Genomic DNA, 21,352 nt, shown 5'->3' on the forward strand with positions numbered 1-21,352 from the left:
AGACCGATTGCCATGCTCTGTTCGAGCTTGGCGCAATCAAAGCTCGTTCAGGTCGGCAAGCGGTGTACGCACAACCTGCCATTGAGGTGCGGCGAGCGCGGTGGAACTGAGCGAACTACGCGCTACCGCGCGCGAATTCATACATCCGAGACGAGCGCCTCTACAACATCCACCGTGCGCGCCGTCGCGCCACGGTGGCGCGAGGCGAATGCGGCCGCAGCCGCGCCCATCGCAACCCGGCGCGGCTTGTCGTTGAAGAGTTCGTGCAAGGCGCGCGCGAGATCGGCGGGATCCTTAACCTGCAAGGCCGCGCCCGCGGCCGTGGCGTCGGCGGTGGCCTGCGTGAAGTTGAACACGTGCGGCCCGATCAATACCGGCACGCCCACGGCGCACGCTTCGATCAGGTTTTGCCCGCCGAGCGGCAGGAGACTGCCGCCGATAAACGCGAGATCGGCGGCAGCGTAGTAAGCGCCCATCTCCCCCATCGAATCGCCGAGCAGCACACTCACGTCCTGCGGCAACACGCGCACGCCCGCGTGCGCCGCAGCGGCCGCAGTCGCGGGCGGCGCCCAGCGCGAGCGCCGTTCAAGCTTGTAGTTCTTGCGCTCCACGAGTGCTGCCACCTCATCGAAGCGCTGCGGATGGCGCGGCACGAGGATCAAAAGCGCATCGGGCACATTGAGTGCCGCGAAGGTCTGCAGCACGAGTTCCTCTTCCCCTTCGCGCGTGCTCGCCGCCACCCACACCGGCCGCTCGCCGATCGCGCGCCGCCATTCGCGGCCCCGCGCGATCAGCGCCGGCGGACTCGCCATGTCGAACTTGAGGTTGCCAAGCACCGCCACGTTGCGCGCGCCAAGCGCGGTGAGGCGCTCCGCATCGGAGGGGCTTTGCGCGAGCACACGTGTGAAACCGCCGAACACCTCGCGCGTGCCCGCGCCGAACTTCGCCGCGCGCTTGAACGAGCGCGCCGACATGCGCGCGTTGGTGAGCACGAGCGGCACGTCGGCACGCTTGCACTCGTCGATGAGCGTGGGCCAGACCTCGGTTTCCATCACGAGGCCGAGCGACGGCCGCCATGCGTGCAGGAAACGCCGCACGGCGTGCGGCATGTCGTACGGCAGGTAGCAGCGCAACACGCGATTGCCGAAAAGCTGCTCGCCGGTGGCGCGGCCGCCCGGCGTCATGTGCGTGAGCAGAATGCGCGCGTCAGGCCGCGCCGCCAGCAGCCCGTCGACGAGCGGTTGAGCCGCGCGGGTTTCGCCCACGGAGACGGCATGCACCCAGATGAGCGCCGCATCGTCCTCGGGCAAACGGCCTGCCGCATAGCCGAATCGCTCGCCAATATGCTCTCGATAGCCGCGCTCGCGGCGCGAGCGAATGAATAGCCGCAGCACCGCGAGCGGGGCAATGAGCCACCAGGCCGCGCGATAGATCGCTCTCAGCATCGTGCCTCCGCGTCGGCCACGGTCATGCGAAACGCCGCGGCCGCGCGGCAGGAGGCGTGGATCGGCAAGCTCATCGCACGTGGATTCAAACCAGTTCCTTGCCCTTGAGGCGTTCGAGAATGCCGAGCGGCGCCCATTCGGGATGCACCATGTCCTTCACCGGCAGGAAGAAGGTCTGCTCCATCATGAACTGACCGGACATCACGGCATGCGAAGTATGATCGGAGAAGCACACCCAGACGCTGCCCGGCGGAAAACCGATGGTCTCCTGCGGGCACGCCTTCTGGTAGTCGAGATCGGCCTTCATGCCGTCGTGGAGATTGAGCATCAGATGGTCGTACTCGCTGCGCTGCGACTTCGTGATGTGCAGGAGGTTCTGCAGCCACGCCGAGCCCGGAAACTGCGGCTTGATGTTCGGCAGGAAGCGCTTTGCCATATCCTCGAACGGTTCGCCCACACGCCACACGCGCGGCACGCCGTTCGGGTTGACGTTGGTGAACACGCGAAGGATGCGCTCGCCATAGTTCGGGCGCGAGGGAAACGCGTCCACGTGCAGGCGCGAATCGTCCTTGCGCCACGAGGTCTCACGCGTTTCCACCTGGTGCAGGCGCAGGCTCGTAGGCGCCACGCGCAGCTTGCCGGTGTATTCGGGAAAGAGGCCGTCCACCAGCGTGCGAGCGCAGGTCTGGTAGCGCGCGATCAACGCACGCACAGCCGTTTGCGTGACAGTGTCGCCGAGCACGCCGTGCAGCGCGCCACCGTTCGGGTCAAGGCTGATGTTCTTGCGCTTGGGGTCGGCGATCGCGGGGTCGAGCAGCGCGCGCTCGCCGCCTTCGATCGCGAAGGCCAGGTTCGGAAAATACAGCACCTTGCCCTGCTCGACGGCGTCGAGCAGCGTCTCGCGCGGTTGCGAGAGCTGCTGGCCATGCCAGTCGGCGGAAGTGATTTCGATGATCTGGGATTCGTTCATGGTCGCCCCTGGAAGCGATGGATCTGATTGCCTGCCGGTGTGGCGCGGTGCGAGCGTGGCGTGCCCAGTTGCCCGCCTCTTTGCCATCTCGCGCGATTCATGCCGGCGAAGCCCTGGCGCTCGCTCGTGCACATTTGTGCACCCTCGCGAGCGCCGATTCTTATACCCGCAGCCTCAGTGGTCCGCCTTGACGCGCCGCAGCCCCTCAGTTTGTCAGGCGCCTGCGCTGCGGCGGCGCGCCGCTACAGCAGCCCGAAGCCCGCCAGCGCGCCCTTCACCTGCGCGAGCGTTGGCGGCTGGCCTGCCGTGCCCAGATTGACGACGTTCGGCGACCAATAGCCGCCCGTGCGCCAGGCGGTCGCGAAATTGTACAACTCGACGGTCGGGCGCTTCAGCGCCGCCGCGATGTGCACGAGCCCCGTGTCCACGCCCACCGTGGCCGCCGCGCCGTCGATCAGGCCCACCACCGCCGGCAGCGAGAGCTTCGGAGGCACGATCGCCGCCTCGCCGAATTCGCGCGCGAGGCGCTCGCTCGTGGCGCGTTCGGCCTCGCTGCCCCAGGGCAGCACGAGCGACGCGCCGCGCCGCACGAGCGCCTGGCCCAGCTCGATCCAGTGCTGGTCGGGCCACTGCTTGTCGGCGCGCGACGTGGCGTGCACGAACACCACGTAGGGGACCGGCAGGTTCAGCCCGACGCCCGCGAGCGCCTGCGCGGCGCGGTAGGTGTCGAGGCCGAACTCGATGTCGTCGGTGGGCGACGGCGGCGCGAGATCGAGCGCGCCCGCAACCAGTTGGCGCGTGCGCTCGACCACGTGGGTGCGTGGCTCGATGCGAATCGAGCGGTCGTAGAAGAAGCGCACGGGCCATTCGTAGCCCGCGCCATCGGTGCGGTTGCCCAGGCCAACGAGCGGCCCGCGCGCCCAGCTCGCCACCCACGCCGTCTTGACGAGTCCCTGGCAGTCGATCACGAGGTCGTACTTCTCGGCCACGAGCGCACGCCGGAACGCGCCGATCTCGCGCCAGTTGGCGGCAGAGAAGAGGCCCTTGCGCCAGCGGCGCAGCGAAAACGGAATCGCGCGGCGCACGCCCTCCACCAGCTCTACAAGCGACTGGAAGCTCTCTTCGACGAGCCAGTCGATCTGCGCGTCGGGGTACCGCCGCCGGATATCGGCGATGGCGGGCATGTTGTGGACGACGTCGCCAAGCGACGACACGCGCACGATGAGGATCTTTTGCACGCTCAGGGTTCTTTGTGCGGACAGATTAAAAAGGTGGGCAATTTTAGCGCGCCGCACGCAAATGCAAAGAAAAACCGGGGAAATGCGCGGAAAGGAACGCAAACGGCGCCGCGCCGTAACTGGCGCGGCGCCGTTAGGCGCGTCATATGAACGCAAGGAGCCGCAGGGGGCACAGCGGCCCCTGGAGGCTTAGAACGGCAGCTTCGCGTCCGGCTTCTCGGCAAGAATCACGCGCTTGAAGTCCGCCTGAATGCGCGCGAGCGCGGCATCGTTGTCAGCCTCGAAACGCATCACGACGACGGGCGTGGTATTCGACGAGCGGGCAAGACCAAAGCCGTCCGGATATTCCACGCGCAGGCCGTCGATGGTGATGACCTCGTCCTCGCCCGTGAACTTCGCGTTCTTCTGAAGCCTGGCGATCAGCTCGAAGTTCTCGCCTTCCTCGAGCTTCAGTTGCAGTTCGGGCGTGGCGTGCGAGTTCGGCAGGTCGTTGAGCAGCTTGCTCGGATTGGCCACGCGCGAGAGGATTTCGAGCAGACGCGCGCCCGTGTACAGGCCGTCGTCGAAGCCGTACCAGCGGTCCTTGAAGAACACGTGGCCGCTCATTTCACCCGCGAGCGGCGCGCCGGTTTCGCGCAGCTTCGCCTTCACGAGCGAATGGCCCGTCTTCCACATGAGCGGCTCACCGCCCTTTTCTTTCACCCACTTCGCGAGATTGCGCGTGCACTTCACGTCGTAGATGATCTGCTTGCCCGGATTGCGCGAAAGCACTTCCTCGGCGAACAGCATGAGCTGGCGATCCGGATAGATGATCTGGCCGTCCTTGGTCACGACGCCCAGACGGTCGCCGTCGCCGTCGAAGGCGAAGCCGATTTCCGCATCCGTTTCCTTGAGCGCCCGGATCACGTCCTGCAGATTCTCGGGGTGCGCCGGGTCCGGATGGTGGTTCGGGAAATTGCCGTCCACTTCCGTGAAGAGCTCGACCAGCTCGCAGCCCATCGCCTTGAACAGACGCGGCGCCAGGTCGCCCGCCACGCCGTTGCCGGTGTCGACGACGATCTTCAGCGGGCGCGCAAGCTTCACGTCACTCAAGATCCGATCGACATAGGTGTCGGCAATGTCGTACTTCGTATAGCTGCCCTCGCCCGCGTCGAAACGGTCGGCCACGATGCGGTCGTACAGCGCGAGGATCTGGTCGCCGTAAATCGCCTTGCCGCGCAGGACCATCTTGAAGCCGTTGTAGTCGGGCGGATTGTGGCTGCCCGTCACGACGATGCACGAATCCACGTTGCGCTCGCCGCCCACCAGCTTGAGCGGCACGCTCGCGGCGAAATAGCCCACGGGCGTCGGCACCATGCCGACGTCGACCACGTCCACGCCGGCTTCGCACAGGCCGTCGGCCAGCGCTCGCGAGAGATCGGGACCCGAGAGCCGGCCGTCGCGCGCGATCACCACGGCGTCGCCACCCTGCGCGCGCACTTCGCTGCCGAAGGCGCGGCCGATGGCGCGCGCGGTGTCGGTGTCGAGCGTCTTGCCGATCACGCCGCGAATGTCATATGCCTTGAAAATCGATTTCGAAATCATGTTGGGGCTCACGTCCTGATGGGATTCGGGTCTATTCGTAACACGGACAGGCAGTTGAAAGCCTTTCGCGTTACGAAAAGTGGGAACCGTTACAAACTATAATTGCCGTTTTTCGGCAGTGGTATGCACCCATTTTAATGCTTCGCCGTTTCCTTTTATTGCCAAAATATTCGTCAAAAATGGCGGAAAGATTGCGCATGCCGCGTGCCTGCCCCTTTTTTAGCGTCTCCCGCCACCGCGAGGCGCGATGCTGAGCCTCAAGCGCTTTGGCAACCCCGACGTCGCCCGTGCGTTTGCAAACATCGTGTGGCTCGGGCTTGAGCGCGTCACGCAGATCGCGGTGGCTATCGTCATCAGCGGCGTGCTCGCGCGCTATTTCGGCCCTGACGTATTCGGCAAGTGGCAGTACGCCAATACGCTTTTGCTCGTGCTCGCCCCCATTACATGGGTGTGCGGCGCCGAGATCCTCGTGCCCACCATCGTCAACCGGCCGCCGGAGCAGCTCGGTACCGTGCTCGGGAGCGCGTTCGCGCTGCGCATCGGCGTGTCGGCGGCGGCGCTGCTCCTCACGTGGGCCGGCATTGCGCTCGGCGTGACCGATCCGATGGTCGGCGCGATGCTCGCCGGGCTCGCCGTGACGATGCTGTTTCGCGAGCCGTTCGTGGGCGTGATCAACGCCTGGCTGCAGAGCATGACGTACAGCAAGCCGCAATTGCTCGCGAGCATGACGACGGCGGTGATCAAGGCGCTGCTCGTGTACCTGCTTGCGCGGGCGGCGTTCGCGCCCGCCACCTTCGGCTGGCTCTGGGCGATCGAATCGGCGGCGATTGGCGCGGCGCTCGTGCTCTACTTCCGGCGCCGCCATGGCGGCAAGCTCGGCTGGCATGTCGACCGCTCGCTTTTTAGGCATTTCGCGAGCGCGGGCACGGTGTTCTGGCTCGGGCTAATCTGCATGTACCTGTTCCTGAAGCTCGACCGGCTGATGCTCGAGCGCACAATCTCGTTCGCCGATCTCGGCCGTTACTCCGCCGCGCAGCAGCTCAACGAGAACTGGATCACGCTCGCGCTCATGCTCTCGCAGACGATCGCGCCCGCCTTCGTCTACCGCGTCCAGCGGACCGCGCAGCTGCGCCGCAACCTCGTGCGCCTCTTCGCGATGACGGCCGTGCTGATGGTGGCCGGCGCGATCGTGCTCGACGCGCTCGCGGGTTTCATCATCGGCCGCGTGTTCGGGCCGGACTATGAAGGCGCGATCGGCATCTTCCGTTGGGCCGTGTGGCTTTCGGTGCCAGCAGGGCTCGAAGCCATCGGCAACCTCGTCGTGCTCAAATATCAGGCGAAATTCGTGCTGCTCGCGAAATGGCTGCTCGCGCTCGCCGTGGCGTTCGCCGTGAATCTCGTCGCGATACCGCGACTCGGCTCGTATGGCGCGCTGTGCGGCCTCGCGGCGGGCTATCTCGCGGCGACCTGCGTGAACCTCTACTACATCCGCTTTAAGCTCGTTTCATGATGAATTCCGCCGCGCTTCCACTGCGCGATGCACGCGAGGGCGTGCTTGCCGATGTCGCCGTTCTTATGCCCGCATATAACGGCCAGGACGACGTTGCGCGCACACTCGCTTCGTTCGATGAGGACGCCACGATCTATGCGCTCGTCGTCGATGATGGCAGCACGCCGCCCATCGTCGCGCCCGAGGTGCCTGGCATGTGCGTGGAAGTCTTGCGGATGGCGCAGAACGGCGGCATCGAGCGCGCGTTGCAGGCTGGCATCGAGGCGCTCGCGGCGAGTGGTTTTCGTTACGCGGCGCGTATCGACGCGGGCGATCTCGCCGCGCCTCAGCGCCTCGCGAAACAGCGCGCGCGTATGGAAGCGGAGCCCACGCTCGCGGCGCTCGGCACGTGGACCCAGGTGGTCAATCGCGCGGGAGAACCACTTTTTATGCTGCGTCCGAGCGCCGATGCGCGCGCGCTGCGTCGCTCGCGGCTCTTGCGCTCGCCGCTCGTGCATCCTTCGGTGATGCTGCGCGTCGATGCGGTGCTCGCGGTGGGCAACTATCGGGGGCAATATCCGGCCGCCGAGGACCTCGACCTGTTCCTGCGACTGATGGAGCGCTACGAGTGCGGGAATCTGCCGGAGCTTGGCCTTTACTATGAGCTGAACGAAGGCGGCATCAGCGCGACGAAGCGGCGGCGGCAGATCGTCTCGACGCTGCGCCTGCAACTGTGTTATCTGAATGTGCTGAACTGGCGTGACTGGGCAGGCGTGGCGAAGAGCCTGCTTCACTTCGTGACGCCGTACCGCACCTTGCAGAAGATGAAGCGCGCGCTGTTTGCCCAAGGCACGTAGCAAGCCACCACAGCGGCGATTCTGCTGTTCGTTGTGGCATCAGGAGATGACCTCAACACGCACCCAACCCGTCCAGACCCGCGCCGGCAGCCAACAGATCCAGTCCCAATATGGCTCCCCGCGCATTTAAGCCGCGGGCACGGCTTGGGAAACGTGGCAAGTGCCTTTGCCCGCGCTTGCTGGGACACGTCCTTGCCGCGCGGCGTAACCTCGGGCGCGGCTCGCCTAGCGCAAGCCGCAAGGTCTACCGGGCAACAGCCGCCAGCACGGTTCCGCGATCGGAACGATGAGCGTATAGGCATCGGCAATGATGCACCTCGCGAAGGAAGCGCTTGACTATCCTCATACGATTGAGATTAAATGTCGCTGCTGTCGCTCATCAGAGCATCGACCGTTAAACCGCTTTTTGCGGGTAAGGGGTCTTATCGCCCAAAATTCTTTTGAGACGTTGATCTAGCCTCACCAGGCTAGACCGAAGAATGCAATGCTCCCTTTCGGGGAGCCCGTCGAGTGGTCGGTTTTTTCGCCGACGTAGGCGAATATCCTATGCATTCGTGCTACCCCCCGCATGGTCGCTTCGTGACTGCGCGCGGCTTCCAGGTCGCCTCATCATTCTCGTCATCGCTTACGCCTGCTGGTTCAACAACCTTGGTGTGAGCTCACGCGAAGCATACCTCCCTTCATACATCTCTAACCGGCACCGACGGTCTATCCGCTGACGGTCCTGCGACACCTTTGAAAAGTCTCGCGCCGCAAGGCGCTAAACAGATCTGACTTGCACAAAAGAAGGCCTTGAGCCTCACTTTTGGCCAACGCAATGATGGTCACCGACGATTCACTGACCGCTCATCCTTTCCTCGCCTTGCTGGAGCCAAGTACTCCCCGAAGCGTGGTGTGGCATTTTCGTGCGGAATTGCGTTTTCCCGCCCGAACGCTGCACACGTTACTTGCCCAGATCGAAGGGGGCTACGCGAAGGCATGACTGAGCTCCTGGTGCAACCGGGATCAGCAGCATGTCTCAATTGTCCGCTTGCGGACAATCGTGGTCCTTCTTCGCATCTTTGAAACGCTCGAGCTCATCGAACGTTCTGGTCTGCCACGCGCCGCTCTGGCGCACATCAACCCGTTCACACGCCCTCAAGCGCGATCCCGACGTGACCTGTTCACCCGAGAATCCGCCCACATCGTGCTCGCCCTCACGCGAGCCGTCATCGCCCACGTGCTGCATGCACACAAATGCGGTTGAACATCGAATGCGTCGCCTTGCGACGCAAGGTGTTCATACCGCCCCCGGGCTCTCATTTCCAAGCGCAGACCTTTCCACCGGTTCTAACCGGGGACCCTCAGCTAAACCGCCTCTGCCCATCTTTTTGCACTTCCGAATCACAGCAGGTCAACGTCGCACCCTCGTTGGCACTGCTCAATCACGTGTCCGTTGCGGACACGACGCCACCGCAGCCGGTGGCAACCGGGTGCCCTCATGTGCGTCGCCGCCCCGCGCATGAGGCTGAAGTACAGGCGGAGAAACCAGCCAGCCACAGGAAAGGAACCCTATGGGACGAAGATCAAGAGGCGTCAACCACGCCGCGCAGATGAGTCGGGACGCCGGCGGAAGCAAAGACTCACAGAAGCACCGCCGCTTGCACTGGAGCGAGTTCTCGCGTTTCGCCGCGCGCGTTGGTCACACGCTGGAAGCGGTGGACCAGGCGGAAGACTGGATGCTCGAATACTTCGTCTGGTTCCTCGTTGCCGGGGCGATGAAACCTGGCACCCTCGCGAACTATCGAGCGTCGCTCTCAGTGATTCAAGGTACGGCCGGCCAGAATGTGTCCCGCTCAACCCGCAGTCGAGACCTCCAGCTCGAGCGACGAGACCGGCATGGCAGGCATCGAGCGCGTACGCCCCAGGAATTCAGCGACCTGCTCGCCGCAGCGCAGGCGTTCGACAGCAGCGTCGTGCACGTGATTCGCCTGATGCGTTGGCTTGGACTTCGCATGCGTGAGGCACTCATGTGCGGCAAGTCACTGGAAACGTGGCGAGATCTAATCTTGCAGGGAGATCGACGCCTGCCTGTCGAACGCGGAGCCAAGAACGGCCGCCCGCGCCGCACCGAAGTGCTGGCCGACCATATCGACGAGACGCTCGACGCAATCAACGCAGCGCTGGCGTTCTGCCGCGATCGCGACTTTGAGTTGGTGAGCGGCTGCCACGACGATCTTAAAAGCGCAAAGTCCCGCCTGAAATCGCGCTTTGAGCAATTGCCAATGCGTCGCGAACTTGCGAGCCACAGTCTGAGATTCACGTATGCAGTCGACTTCGCTAACGCCGCACTGGATCGCGGCGTATCTCCTGTTGATGTACTGACCCAGCTCTCGGATCGCCTCGGTCACGGACCGTCGCGGGTGAAGATGATTCTCGAGGTCTACTGCTGGCAAATCCGCCATCGGTTCCCAGAAAAAATCCACTTGCCGAGCGACTTCGTTCCCCGCAAGCAAACGAAGGACACCTCGGTGTCCGCGACGAGCCGCCCAGAGGATCGGTCCGCGTCTCACGAGCCTGCCGACAGGCGGCGAAGGCCAGCGCGTGGACGCCGTTTTCAAACGAATCATGGAGGAAACAGGCCCAGACAAAAATTCTTTTAATCTGCACTACAAATTACCTCACGGCTGCAAACCAAACACTTACATAGGAGCAAGACAACATGCTGGAATCCCCACTCACAGAGGAAGCGCGTGGCGCGCTTAACCGATACAGCAGCGAGAACGCCGTCAAAGCGCTGCTACCACTATGGCGACAGTTTGAAGACTTCCTTCAATCGCTCGGCTTGTCGCCCACTTCCATTCTCGGTATTCCGGAAGACGCGCTTCATGCATACGCGCGCCATCTCGACTACCGGGACTGCCATGTCGATGACGCGCTGGTCGCACTTAGCGCCGTGCTCCTTGTATGCCTGCACGCAGGCTACAGCGGCAAGGTTCTGCGCTCTGTTGTGATCCCGCGTATTCGTCGCCCCATCGAGAACCGACAGTGGGACGCATTTCGCTTGCGAACCTACCAGCCGCTCGAATCCTCGCAACTCGCCCGCAGTCGCAGACGCCGGGCCAAGCGCGAAGCGTATGCACAGGATACGGTTCGCACCGACGTCAATCGCAAGTAAGCAACGTTCTTAATGCCTTTCATCGCTCCACCTGCAACCATCGAAGGATCAACCATGACTCATCTGATTGTGGCTCACTTTCAAAGCTCGAACGGTGCCGCGCAAACGTCAGCAGCGCAAGTTCTTCACGCACAGACTGGAGGATTGCTTATCAATCCCGGCCCGCTTCATATGTCCGGCGAACAAGGGAGCAACATACATTTGGCGGCAAGTGAAACAGCACTTCAGGATCACTACTGCACCTTGATGACATCCCGGCGCGGGGGGATTATCGACGTGACGCCTGAAGACCGGAAAGCCATGATCGCATTCATCCAGGCAAGGCGCCCTGTTCTTACCGAACTGAAAACGATCATCGTTTCGACGTCTCCGGACACCGCATCACAGCAGGCTGCCGTAGGAACGCTTGCGGAACTAAGTGCAGCGGGTGTGGCTGCGTCCTGCATCCGGATCCTCTGTACCGACGCCCCAGCGAACGCCGCCCTTGAGGAGGTCTACCCCATCGTGGCCGAATATGCGCGTGAAGCGGAGATCACGCTATTGCCCGAGGCAACGCTTCCGGCATCAACGTCTTTTGCGAAGGCTCAGCAATTCAAGATGCCGATCGCCGCTGTATTGAATCACGCGGTGGATTTCGAAACCGAATTGACCGCAGCGCGACTCAATGGCGCGCCCGAGAAAATCATGCATGGACTCGCCCACAAGGTGATCGCGCAGCGCGATCTTCTCGACACAGCGGGTGCGTTCAAACGCGTCGCTGAGGCACTCGGACTACCATGCATTTCGCAGGATGAGTGGCGTGCCGAATTTGCCCCAGCGACGAACCGTAAGCGGACGAAGGCAGCAGCGCTTGATTAACGGCTCTCAACACGACATGGTGTAACGACGCCGCTACAAAGGGGATCGACGGCACACTTGCACTCAGTGTCCGTCGATCGGTTTATGCACGTTCCGGCGTGTGCCGATTCGAATTCTGGCTCTCGCCTGTCCGACGCTTCACGGGCGGCTGGCCTCCATGACTAACAAGCGCAACGCGTCCGTCACGTCCTCCTGCGTGACAGTAATCGAACCATCGCGCAGATACCGTAGAGCGGCAAGATCAAGGATTCGTTTCAGCGCGACATCTGTATCCGAGAAGAAACGATCCTGCAACGCACGCGCAGCGAAGTCGGTGGTGTGGCGGGATACCGAAAAGATATCGCCCGCCATCATTCTTAGCCTCGTACGGACATAGGAAGCTATCCAGCTGTCCCGTTTGTCAACGCATCCGATCAAGCAACGGCGACAATGCAAACCATCGGCTGCGCCATTGAAGGCGTATGGTTCGTCGTGCTGTCCGTTCGTCATCTCAACACCGCATCTGAATTCAGCAAACCCGAGATCCCGGACGCGCTGGCATCGAGGCGTTTCATCGAACATCATTTCAGCTCTCCTGTTAGCTAGGTTAGCGATCGCCTCGTTCCGGAGGACGTTCGCCAGCCCAGTATTCCCCCACCATTGCAAAGTCAAGCTTGCGGCGGAGAATGTCGTCAGGAAATCTAAATGAACACAGAACGACGCCAGTCGAGACACCTGCAGCACGGACGACAGGGAGTGGCGACGGCTTTCAAATGGAATGGCGTCGGCACGTGTCAAGAACCGGCATCGCGTTGGAACGCAACGTTCTTCACGTTCCGATCATTCGTCGTGATGTCACAACCAGCGAGCGGCTCCGGGTAAGGCACGGACGCAGGCAATGCTCCTTCGCACCATCTACGCAAGACAGGCTGCGAGGTTTGTCGATTACGCCGACAGGTGTAGCGCACGGCGTGCAGGGCGAAGAAGTCCAAGCATCAAATCCACAAAACCGGCCAGAAATACAGAAGGCCGCGTACGAAAACGCGGCCTTTATTGAAATCGATAGTGAAAGCTGAAACAGCAGTCGTTCGTTCAGTGCCAACGCGAGCGGCGCTCGCGATCTGCCTCACGGCTCTTTTTCACCATATAGCCACCGTAAAAGTAGATGACCAACGTGACAACCAAAGTAAAAAGTGCAGAACCCATGCTCATTCTCCGTGGAGTCGACACCCTCTGTTTGCACGCTCGTGGTCGACCTTGCGGCCGTTATGGCCCAAACCCAAGGCAAACGCGCTGAGCGTGATGGCGACTGCCAGGCCGCGAAACTCCCGCCCATTATCGTCTCTGACAGTAGTCTATAGCGGTGTATAGAGTAAGGCTGCCCGTGCCCATTTACTGCGTCCGCGAGCGGCGCGCACGATCCGCCTCACGGCCCTTCTTCACCATATAGCCGCCGTAAAGGGAGAAGGACAACGCAATAGCCAGAGCAAAGAGTCCAAAATTCATGATTATTCTCCGCGGACTAGATGTCTTCTTTTGGCACGTTTGCTGTCAGCCTTGCGACCGTTGCGCTCCACGATCATGCCGACACCGCACAGACCCAACGCGACGATCATCGCGACAATGCCGAAACCCATATGAAGTCTCCGTTGTTATCGACGTCCTCGAGTTGCGCGTTCGCGGTCGGCCTTGCGACCGTTGCGATCCATGATCAGGCCCATCGCGGCTAGTAAGATAGCGACTCCCAGTGCACCAAAACTCCAGCCCATCATGTTTCTCCGACCGTGGATGCGTTCCAGTTATAGGGTAACACCGCGCCGGTGTACGTGCTTAACCATCAGCAGCCGCCCTCGCCTGTTCGTCGAAAAGTGCGCATCCTGTTCCAACCGCTGCGATGCGTCCAATGTAGAGCGCCCGCCAGCCTTCAACCTGGATAGCCACTCAAGCTTCCCGTGCACGCCTAGGCGCCGGGCATCAAACGCTCGGAAGAACTCCCAGCAATGCAAATAACCGCACCCGAATGCGCGGCAACGACGGGGCAACCGAGGCTCACGCTGTCGTCCGCTCAGTCCGATCGCGAACGGCGTTCACGATCCGCCTCCCGGCCCTTCCTCGTCATATAGCCGCCATACCAGCAGATGCCCAACCCGATAATCAAAGCAAAAAAAGCGAAGCTCATTGTTATTTCCTCCGTGGAGCGGACATCCTTTGTTTGCACGGCGCTCCCAGCTTTGCTGGCGGTCTCGATCCGGGATGATGGCCAGGCCGCACAGGCCAAATTCGACGAACATCGCGACAATACCAAGCCGAGCTATTTTGGATCCATCAGGCGACGTGAAGGGTGAGGCCAAGCGTTGCAGGCGCCTGCAACGCTTTTAGCGAAATGATGACACTTTTCACGCAGCTTTTGATCCGCCGTTCGTCGCCGAGGAGCCAATAGTGTGTGCCCCAACGATCCGACACGCGACTGCCGGCAACCTTTAATTCTGGGTTTGCAACGATTGCACTACTTTTCTGGCAGAAATCCCGCAATTGTTTCAGAAAAACGCGTATATCGCCTCGTTTTAGTCGCCCATTGACAGGGACGCGGGAATAAACCGCTCCTTTCACTATCCGATATGCCCCTGCTCTTCCGGGGTCGCCTGTTGCCAACAAGCGGGCCGCACATGCTATGCATGAGGAGATCCGCGAACGCTACCTTTAGCTACGAGCTTGGAGAATCTGTATTCAATCTCCGTTGTATCGCCGCCCACCGGTTACGCGTTCGCGGTCCGCCTTGCGACCGTTGTGGTCCATGACCAGGCCCAAAGCGCCGAGCACGAGGGCGACAGCCAGTGCGAAGAAACTCCAACCCATCGTCACGTCACTCCCCGTCCGTAGATGACACCAGTATTGAGAGTATCACGGCTGCGGCAGGCCCTCTTCGCGACGAAGGGCTGCCCCAGCCAGTCTGTCAATTTCTGCTGAAACCCGGTCGCGCAGGCGCCCGCGAGTGCGTCCACGCAAGGCGCGCGCTGGCTCCAGTCGCTTGATGCTGGGAACCGCCTCTCATGTCGCCGCAAAACACTGTCTCCGTGCATAGGCAAACTCGGTGTCCCCAAGCAGCGCGCGCCGTTTCGCCAATTTCTCGTTTAGGCGCCTAAAAGGCTAAACCCGGAATGATGCAATTTCTGTCGAGCTTTCGGCGCTTGGTCTGGCGATAGAAGCCCCAAATCACTCGGCTTTCTCGCCATACGTCCCGCAGCCGGTGCAGAACTCCGCCGCGCTTCTTCATGCAGAACGGGCGTTGGGCGGGCGGGTTCGACTATCACGAGTGCAATTCACAGGTGTAAAAAAGCCGGCCCCAGTCGTCTATCCGTGGAAGGAGTCAGAGGTTCGGCCGGTAGCACGGAACTCGTCTCCGGCCCTTTCCACCCTGTAATCTCAAAGGCCCGCCGCTGACAAGGCGATTTGTCGAGCTGTATCGCCGATCCGCTCGCATCGTTGGACACGCGCGCCTTCGATTCGAGCAGCGCTTGGTGAGGACCCGACGCTTCCGTTGATCCGATCCGATGGACAAAGGTCGGTAGAGCAAAAGACGGGGCGACGGTGTTTCCCCTCGGTTGCGAGCCACTGCTTCGTGGCCCGTCCGAAGCGTCCAGATCTACATAAACAGGCGACGGCACCGCAGAAGCAGGAAAAAAATCATTCGTATCAGATAGAGGAATCCGATCGCCCAGCTAAAGCCCAAGCTGCCAACAGTAAAAAGAAACTTGCCGCCCTCCGGCATACCCCCTGCGTAAAACAACAGACCGACAAGCGCGAGCAGATAGCAGAAGATCGCAATCGAAGCGCGGCGCGCAAGCCAGTGCCAGCCTAGAAATATTCTCACTGCTGCCTGGAGACCTTTCATTGCTCGTCCTCCGGGCGATGTCGTGCGTCGAAAAGAACTCCGCCGAATTTCCAACCCGCGATCGCTACTGCGACCAGCGCCGCAAGATAGATCAAGGAGAGTGGCTCATCCAGACGTTGGCCGTGGAGGATGGCATAGAGGCGTTCATATTCCATGTCGATTTTCCCTTGACGTTAGGCCCTGATGCACAACACGACGCGCTGCGTCACCGGAGCCTGAGTCCATCGTTGCACGCTGTGGGGAATGTCAAGTTCGCGTCGCCGCGCCACTACTCCGTAGTCCTGACGGCAGGGAGGTCGGTGGTCCGCCACATGCTCAGCCAACGCAAGGCGATCATTGGGCTGGCGTTCGCCACGCCGCATGGCCAGCGGGGTAGAACCGCAGCTGAAGCGCTTGCGCCGCATTGGACTTGCTGCAATCAGGCAAAAATTTTCGGTGCATGTAATGGCGCACAACCTATCGCGAGCAGCCCCCGGCTGAGAGCGCACGTTGGCTCCCGCACGGTCTTACTCGTACTGCATTTCTCTGGCCATCTCTACGCGCGCGACTGACCGCTCGGCTTCATGGCTTCAGCTGCATTCACACCAATCGTCTTTCGGCTTACGACAGCCTCTTCAGGTTGGGTGCACAACCGTTTTTCCTTGGTCATTCCGGTTCATGTGGAACGCGCCATTCCCCCGCGTCGCCGCGTTCTCCGCACCCGCATGTTGGAGCGGCGGCCCTTGCTCGCGGCCTCGATCTCCATGTGGGGCTTGCCGACGACATCTGCAAGCGCGCCGAAGATCGCCTCGTATCGCTCGGGATTGCCTTCGCCGGCGCTCAGTCGCAGGGCACTGTGGTACCGCTGCGCAAAATCACCGAAGTCGATCCAAAGCGCGTTCATTTGCTCGTCGACACGGGTACAAGCTTCGAGCGCCGCTTTGCGCTCCTGCAGCTTCGCGCCGATCGCGGCTTCTTCGGCCTTCAGCGCTTCGATCTTCTCGTCAAGTTGCCGCCACTCGGTGAGCCGCTTGCTGCACTGCTCATGAATGTGGCGCAGATGCCCCCGTGCCTCGGTAGTCCCACTTCTGCAGCTGCTTCCGCATCTCCGAGGCCTCTCGGCGGGCAGCGTCGCGCTCGCGCTCAGTTTCGCTGATCTGCTGGTGAAGTGCGCTCCTACTGCCTGAGACGAGGAAGAGTTCGTTGCGCAGGTAATCGTTCGCTTCCTGGGTCTTCCGCCGTTCGAGCTGCATCTGTTCCATTTCGCGCCGCAGGCGAAGCTCTTCTGCCTGGCTTGCGTCGTACAGCGCATGCAGCCTAGCCATCTCGTTGCTGACTGACTCCACCTGCTCTCGTGTTGCCGTTAGCTCATCCTTTATCTGCCGGTGCGAAGCAACCAGCAATGTCACCTCGCGCGCGGACATTTCCGGGGGCGCCTTGCGCTTCTCAGTGACAGCATTCCCAGTGTCGTCGCCAAGGTCTTTGGCGAGAAGCGACTGCGTGTGCGACTGCGAACGAAGGTCGATCGCTTCCTCGCGCACGGTCGGCTCGGAATTCAGGCCTAAAGGCGGCTTCTTTTTGTTTGTCATACTGGTTCTCTATGTGAGACGGTGCAGCTCACGGTAGCCTCTTGCCGCAATGCGACGGGTGGCCCTTCTGGCACTTACTCGTCAAGGGCATACGCGCACGCTGTCGCCAGCGCCAAGAAAGTTGATCAATTCACCACGCATCACAGAGCGCGGCGAAGCGATCATTTAAACGGCAATAATTGCGACGCCTTGAGAGTTATCTCGCAGCTAATCTCGGCGAGAGACCATTTCACTTTCGAGAATTGAGGCGTTGAGCACGATAGACAAGTCGGCTCCGCTCGTCTCGCCGTGCAGCTATAGGCACGGAGCCATCTAGGCTCCTCTTGGGCTGCGTGCCACGGATTGGGCCTGTCGTCGCGGCGGGCGTTGCGCGAGCGTGTGCTGAACCAGTAGTCAAGACAGCCGATCGTGAGAAGCACAAACAGATCGGGCACGTTCACTCCCGATGAACCGCGCTAGCGTTCCAGTCCCGCACGGCATCCTCGATGGCAAGTTAGCGCACCTGCGTTGACAAGGCGCCTGCGCAATTTAATCTGGAAAGCTATACGTTTTTGATGAGCTTTCCGGGTTTTAGCACGCAGGCGCCTGCAAACTCCAACGCGCCGAAAGCCGACCTGGTTTTGCAAGCATTACAGCACGGTCAGGATGCTCGGACCGTATGCAGTGTTCCCGCGCCACACCCCCGCCTCGAAGCGGTCGATCGGCGCGGAAGAGGCAAACGAAAGCGGGCAAAAGAGCCCCTGTTTTTGTGAGATTTCGCCGAACTGGAGTGTCGTCGAACTCGGTAGACTGGTCCCTGCAAAGTCGAAGCATGTCCCCAGATTGCATTGCATGCGAAGCAATCCCCGGATGGAATTGGAGGCCCTTAGAAAAGCAAAGCGAGTCTCCCGACGTGCAGTCGATATCTGCTCAACCCTGCCACGCTCCTCTAAAGGACACACACTATGAAAACCCCGGTCTTCGCCGTCGACGTCGGCTACGGAAATACAAAGTACGCATACCGTGCCGCGAATGGCGCGGTCGTGACTGGCATATTTCCGTCTCTCACGCCGCTGGCCCCGCTCCGCACGCATTCGGGTGATAGCGAGAGCATTTTTGGCGCGCGTGAAGTCGCGACGATCACTATCGACCGCATCGACTATGAGGTTGGCCCAGACGTGCCGATCACTGCGGCTTATGACAGGACAGGGCGTGCGCTCGGCAACGACTACGCGCTGAGTCGTGACTACGCGGCACTCCTCTTTGGAGCGATTCATCTATCCGGCGCCACGCGCATCAAGTATCTCGTTCTTGGCTTGCCCGTTCGCAATACCGAAAAGTACTCAGCAACGCTAAAGGAGCGCTTCATCGGGGAGCATGACTTCGGACACGGTCGAGTCGTAGTCGAGAAGGTAGTTGTCATCCCGCAGCCCCTCGGTTCGCTCGTGCAAGCGACCAGTTCCCGCGGAGGCAGTTTCGGACGTGACGATGCGCACCTGGTTGTCGACGTGGGCTACTTCACGACGGACTGGGTCTACACGAACGGCTTCACGATGGATTACAACCGCGGCGGCGGTATTCCTGTCGGCACATCGCAGATCTCCCGGCACATCGCTAACCTCATTTCACGCGACGAAAACGAAAAGGTCGACGAAATCGAGCGCATCGACAAGGCACTGCGACAGAAGACACCCTTCTTCTTTTATGGCAAAAATATTGACCTCGCGCCGTATGTCGCGCTGGCAGCGCCGATCATTGCCGACGTTGCGATGGCGGTACAGAGCCACGTCGGCGCCCTTCCCGACGTGCGCTCAATCATTCTTTCAGGAGGCGGTGCGAACCTTTTCGCCCCGGCGATCCGTTGCAGGTTCCCTCGCGTCGTCATTGAACAAATTGACTCACCGTGCCTCGCAAACGCGCACGGATTCCTGATCATCGGCGAAGCTGGACTTGCGCGTGAAGACGGCGCGGCATGAGTGACAAAATCGTGATGCAGGTGACGATCAACCCTCTCATCTCACCGTTGCTGTATGAACGATTGAGCCGTTGTGTATCGGCGCACGAGCGCACAATGCTGTTGAAGGCGCTTGCGGAGGCGATGCTTCGTCGTGAGTTGCTACGGCAACGATCTATTTCAGATTCTGCACTTGTATCGCCCGTACCAGCGAGCGCGACGACGTCGAGTTTGCCAACGAACAAAGTGAGCGTGCCCGAATCTCCGGAGATCCTGCGTGCAGGCAACGCAGCGGACATTGCTCCGGGTCTCAGCGCCGATCTGGGCAACCAACTAGCGGGCTACTTCGACCAGGGTCGCACAATTGACCTCCCCGAACAGGGCCAAGTATGGGCGCACACCCGGTGACGAAGTGCGCTGCGTGCGCTCACGGCGCCGAATATGCTCATCGCGATAACTGGCACGGCGGCGAGCCAGGAAATGCCAACCGCCGACTCGGCGATGGTCTATTTTGCGCTTCGGGGATACAGGGTGCGCGCTGTAGATGCGGCAATCGGCCGACACACACGGGTACGCGTATTCGTCGATGACTGGCAGGCAAATCGACGTTGTCGTCGCCGAACGGCGGCTCAGCGGCCGGCACAGATTCAATTGCTTCGTATCATGCCGAGCGTAGCGCCTCGAAAATCAGTTTTCGGGTCGGATTACCCATCCAATGTCAGACAATGAGGAAAAAACTTCTTCATCGCTCAACAATTAATCTAAATATCGCAAGGATCGCGTTTAGGCGCCTAAACGGAAGCGCTCCTTCCAGTTGGCTTTTTCATTTAAAAAACATCAACTTAACTAAAAACGCAAGGTGTGAACCATTTGAACCGACGGCGGCACCGTCTACGAGCCGGGATTCCGTCAAAAGCTTCACAGAAACAGCGCCATTCCGGCTTTAGCCGTTTAGGCGCCTAAACGACCGGTCTGCCCAGTTCCTACTGGCGCAGCACGCCACCAGCGCCGAAAATTTTTCTACATCCACCGCAGAAGGACTGGCAGCAATACAGGCACGACGAACGCGGTGAACACACCGTTGAGGCCCATGCCAAGCCCGGAAAACGCGCCCATCTCCTCGCTCACCTGAAACGCACGCGCGGTGCCGACGCCATGCGACGCGACGCCGATCGCGAAGCCACGCACCTCTGTTTCACGCACGTGAATCACGTTGAGTATCCAGCGCGCGGTCACCGCGCCGAACACGCCCGTCGATATCACGAGCACGGCGGTGAGCGATGGGATGCCGCCGATCTTGTCGGCGACGGCCATCGCGATAGGAGTGGTAACGGACTTCGGCGCGAGCGAGGCAATGGTCTGATGCGAGGCGCCGAAGAGCTTCGCGACGCCGACCGCCGACACGATCGCCGTGAGCGAGCCCGCAACGAGCCCGCCAAGCAACGGCAACGCGCCGCGCTTTAGCTTGCCCCACTGACGATAGAGCGGCAGCGCGAGCGCAACCGTGGCGGGGCCGAGCAGGAAGTGCACGAACTGGGCGCCCTCGAAATACGTGCGATACGGCGTATCCGTGATCTTGAGCGCGGTTACGACGAGCGCCACGGCGATCAGCACCGGGTTCGCGAGCGGATTGTGCTTCGCACGCGCGTAGATATTGATGGCGATGAGATACGCGACGAGCGTCACCGTCAAGCCGAGCAGCGGCGTGGCGGCGAGATAGACCCAGATGGCGTCGAGTTTCGTGATGGGCAGGTGACTATTCACGATGCGCCCTCCCCGGCCGTTGGGTTGCGTCGTTGGCGACGCAGCAGCGCGCGCGTGACGAGCGCCGTCACCGCGATGCCGAGCGTCGTGCTCACGACGAGGCTTGCAATCACGGCGAGCGCCTCGCCGCGCACGGCCTGGGCGGACACCATGATGCCGACGCCCGCCGGAATGAAGAGCAGCGAGAGATGGCGCAGCAATTCGAGTGCGGTCGGCTCGATGGCCTCGGCGGCGGCGGGCCGCATCAACGCGAAGGCGAACAGGAGCAGCATGCCGATCACGGGACCGGGCACGGGCAGCGAGAACACGTAGGACACGCTCTCGCCGAGACACTGGAAGATCAGGAGGGCGGCAAGGGAACGAAGCATGGCTGAGACTATGGCGGGGGCTGGAAACATGCGCGGCGCGCGCAGTGTAGCCCAATGGCGGGGAGGTGTAGTGAATCTTCATACCTGTGGGCGATGTGCGCGCTCCTCGTTCGCGGCTATAAAACGTACGCGTTCCGTTTGCTCCCGATTTTTATCCGGCCGGTCGCGTTCACCAAAGTAGTGCACAGTTTTCCAGGGGTGGACTCGAATGTGGAAAATGTCCGCGTACAATAGTGCGATTCTCGTCAAG

Annotated in this window: 23 protein-coding genes; 10 read left to right on the forward strand and 13 right to left on the reverse strand. The window is 61.3% G+C overall.

Annotated elements, in window-relative coordinates; translation table 11 throughout:
- Positions 1–137: 137 nt before the first annotated feature.
- The 4 genes from waaA to AB3X98_RS10635 all read right to left on the reverse strand — a co-directional run bounded on the left by waaA (position 138) and on the right by AB3X98_RS10635 (position 5,237).
- Entirely contained in the window at positions 138–1,445 is a 1,308-nt protein-coding gene (gene waaA, locus AB3X98_RS10620) for a lipid IV(A) 3-deoxy-D-manno-octulosonic acid transferase (protein WP_368603845.1), read from the reverse strand.
- An 85-nt stretch (positions 1,446–1,530) separates the two neighbouring features.
- A complete protein-coding gene (locus tag AB3X98_RS10625; RefSeq protein ID WP_368603846.1) occupies positions 1,531–2,415 on the reverse strand; it encodes a Kdo hydroxylase family protein in 885 nt (294 codons plus the stop codon).
- Positions 2,416–2,657: 242 nt separating this feature from the next.
- Positions 2,658–3,653: a lipopolysaccharide heptosyltransferase I gene (gene waaC, locus AB3X98_RS10630; protein ID WP_368603847.1), complete on the reverse strand. Its 996-nt coding sequence runs from the start codon at positions 3,651–3,653 to the stop codon at positions 2,658–2,660.
- A 189-nt stretch (positions 3,654–3,842) separates the two neighbouring features.
- Complete coding sequence (locus tag AB3X98_RS10635; RefSeq protein ID WP_368603848.1) at positions 3,843–5,237, reverse strand: phosphomannomutase/phosphoglucomutase; 1,395 nt, start codon at positions 5,235–5,237, stop codon at positions 3,843–3,845.
- A 247-nt stretch (positions 5,238–5,484) separates the two neighbouring features.
- Between AB3X98_RS10635 and AB3X98_RS10640 the strand changes: the two genes are divergently transcribed.
- From AB3X98_RS10640 to AB3X98_RS10650, 3 genes are all read left to right on the forward strand, one after another.
- Complete coding sequence (locus AB3X98_RS10640) at positions 5,485–6,747, forward strand: oligosaccharide flippase family protein (protein ID WP_368603849.1); 1,263 nt, start codon at positions 5,485–5,487, stop codon at positions 6,745–6,747.
- Complete coding sequence (locus AB3X98_RS10645; protein WP_368603968.1) at positions 6,747–7,583, forward strand: glycosyltransferase; 837 nt, start codon at positions 6,747–6,749, stop codon at positions 7,581–7,583. Before AB3X98_RS10640 ends, AB3X98_RS10645 begins: the two co-directional genes overlap by 1 nt.
- 817 nt (positions 7,584–8,400) lie before the next feature.
- Entirely contained in the window at positions 8,401–8,565 is a 165-nt protein-coding gene (locus tag AB3X98_RS10650; RefSeq protein ID WP_368603850.1) for a hypothetical protein, read from the forward strand.
- Between the two features lie 36 nt (positions 8,566–8,601).
- On the opposite strand, the gene AB3X98_RS10655 is transcribed toward AB3X98_RS10650, so the two are convergent.
- Entirely contained in the window at positions 8,602–8,811 is a 210-nt protein-coding gene (locus AB3X98_RS10655; RefSeq protein WP_368603851.1) for a hypothetical protein, read from the reverse strand.
- A 325-nt stretch (positions 8,812–9,136) separates the two neighbouring features.
- Between AB3X98_RS10655 and AB3X98_RS10660 the strand changes: the two genes are divergently transcribed.
- From AB3X98_RS10660 to AB3X98_RS10670, 3 genes are read left to right on the forward strand one after another with little or no spacing between them, the layout of a single operon-like run.
- Complete coding sequence (locus tag AB3X98_RS10660; RefSeq protein ID WP_368603852.1) at positions 9,137–10,225, forward strand: integrase domain-containing protein; 1,089 nt, start codon at positions 9,137–9,139, stop codon at positions 10,223–10,225.
- A gap of 59 nt (positions 10,226–10,284) precedes the next feature.
- On the forward strand, positions 10,285–10,740 hold the full coding sequence (locus AB3X98_RS10665) for a hypothetical protein (protein ID WP_368603853.1): 456 nt from the start codon (positions 10,285–10,287) through the stop codon (positions 10,738–10,740).
- 54 nt (positions 10,741–10,794) lie between these two features.
- Complete coding sequence (locus AB3X98_RS10670) at positions 10,795–11,598, forward strand: hypothetical protein (protein WP_368603854.1); 804 nt, start codon at positions 10,795–10,797, stop codon at positions 11,596–11,598.
- Positions 11,599–11,736: 138 nt separating this feature from the next.
- Here AB3X98_RS10670 and AB3X98_RS10675 read toward each other — a convergent pair whose 3' ends face one another.
- On the reverse strand, positions 11,737–11,952 hold the full coding sequence (locus tag AB3X98_RS10675; protein ID WP_368603855.1) for a hypothetical protein: 216 nt from the start codon (positions 11,950–11,952) through the stop codon (positions 11,737–11,739).
- Positions 11,953–12,027: 75 nt separating this feature from the next.
- Between AB3X98_RS10675 and AB3X98_RS10680 the strand changes: the two genes are divergently transcribed.
- Entirely contained in the window at positions 12,028–12,183 is a 156-nt protein-coding gene (locus tag AB3X98_RS10680; protein WP_368603856.1) for a hypothetical protein, read from the forward strand.
- 902 nt (positions 12,184–13,085) lie between these two features.
- Here AB3X98_RS10680 and AB3X98_RS10685 read toward each other — a convergent pair.
- Positions 13,086–13,214, reverse strand: coding sequence for a hypothetical protein (locus AB3X98_RS10685; RefSeq protein WP_368603857.1), 129 nt, complete (start codon positions 13,212–13,214; stop codon positions 13,086–13,088).
- Positions 13,215–13,715: 501 nt separating this feature from the next.
- Between AB3X98_RS10685 and AB3X98_RS10690 the strand changes: the two genes are divergently transcribed.
- Complete coding sequence (locus AB3X98_RS10690; protein WP_368603858.1) at positions 13,716–13,922, forward strand: hypothetical protein; 207 nt, start codon at positions 13,716–13,718, stop codon at positions 13,920–13,922.
- Between the two features lie 1,298 nt (positions 13,923–15,220).
- On the opposite strand, the gene AB3X98_RS10695 is transcribed toward AB3X98_RS10690, so the two are convergent.
- From AB3X98_RS10695 to AB3X98_RS10710, 4 genes are all read right to left on the reverse strand, one after another.
- Positions 15,221–15,469: a hypothetical protein gene (locus tag AB3X98_RS10695; protein ID WP_254320346.1), complete on the reverse strand. Its 249-nt coding sequence runs from the start codon at positions 15,467–15,469 to the stop codon at positions 15,221–15,223.
- Positions 15,466–15,624: a hypothetical protein gene (locus AB3X98_RS10700; protein ID WP_368603859.1), complete on the reverse strand. Its 159-nt coding sequence runs from the start codon at positions 15,622–15,624 to the stop codon at positions 15,466–15,468. The genes AB3X98_RS10695 and AB3X98_RS10700 overlap by 4 nt, the downstream gene beginning before the upstream one ends.
- A 500-nt stretch (positions 15,625–16,124) precedes the next feature.
- Positions 16,125–16,352 carry a hypothetical protein gene (locus AB3X98_RS10705; protein WP_368603860.1) on the reverse strand — a complete coding sequence of 76 codons (228 nt, stop codon included), beginning with the start codon at positions 16,350–16,352 and terminating at the stop codon, positions 16,125–16,127.
- A 139-nt stretch (positions 16,353–16,491) separates the two neighbouring features.
- Positions 16,492–17,037: a hypothetical protein gene (locus tag AB3X98_RS10710; protein WP_368603861.1), complete on the reverse strand. Its 546-nt coding sequence runs from the start codon at positions 17,035–17,037 to the stop codon at positions 16,492–16,494.
- Positions 17,038–17,981: 944 nt separating this feature from the next.
- Between AB3X98_RS10710 and AB3X98_RS10715 the strand changes: the two genes are divergently transcribed.
- Both AB3X98_RS10715 and AB3X98_RS10720 read left to right on the forward strand, forming a co-directional pair.
- Positions 17,982–18,992, forward strand: a complete 1,011-nt coding sequence (locus AB3X98_RS10715; RefSeq protein ID WP_368603862.1) for a PRTRC system protein D — start codon at positions 17,982–17,984, stop codon at positions 18,990–18,992.
- Positions 18,989–19,378 carry a hypothetical protein gene (locus AB3X98_RS10720; RefSeq protein WP_368603863.1) on the forward strand — a complete coding sequence of 130 codons (390 nt, stop codon included), beginning with the start codon at positions 18,989–18,991 and terminating at the stop codon, positions 19,376–19,378. The genes AB3X98_RS10715 and AB3X98_RS10720 overlap by 4 nt, the downstream gene beginning before the upstream one ends.
- Positions 19,379–19,990: 612 nt before the next feature.
- On the opposite strand, the gene AB3X98_RS10725 is transcribed toward AB3X98_RS10720, so the two are convergent.
- Both AB3X98_RS10725 and AB3X98_RS10730 read right to left on the reverse strand, forming a co-directional pair.
- A complete protein-coding gene (locus AB3X98_RS10725; protein ID WP_368603864.1) occupies positions 19,991–20,734 on the reverse strand; it encodes an LrgB family protein in 744 nt (247 codons plus the stop codon).
- On the reverse strand, positions 20,731–21,102 hold the full coding sequence (locus AB3X98_RS10730; protein ID WP_069267653.1) for a CidA/LrgA family protein: 372 nt from the start codon (positions 21,100–21,102) through the stop codon (positions 20,731–20,733). The genes AB3X98_RS10725 and AB3X98_RS10730 overlap by 4 nt, the downstream gene beginning before the upstream one ends.
- Between the last annotated feature and the right edge of the window lie 250 nt (positions 21,103–21,352).

Origin of the sequence: Paraburkholderia sp. BR14312, from assembly GCF_040948675.1 — a bacterium.
Classification (GTDB): Bacteria; Pseudomonadota; Gammaproteobacteria; order Burkholderiales; family Burkholderiaceae; genus Paraburkholderia; species Paraburkholderia nodosa_A.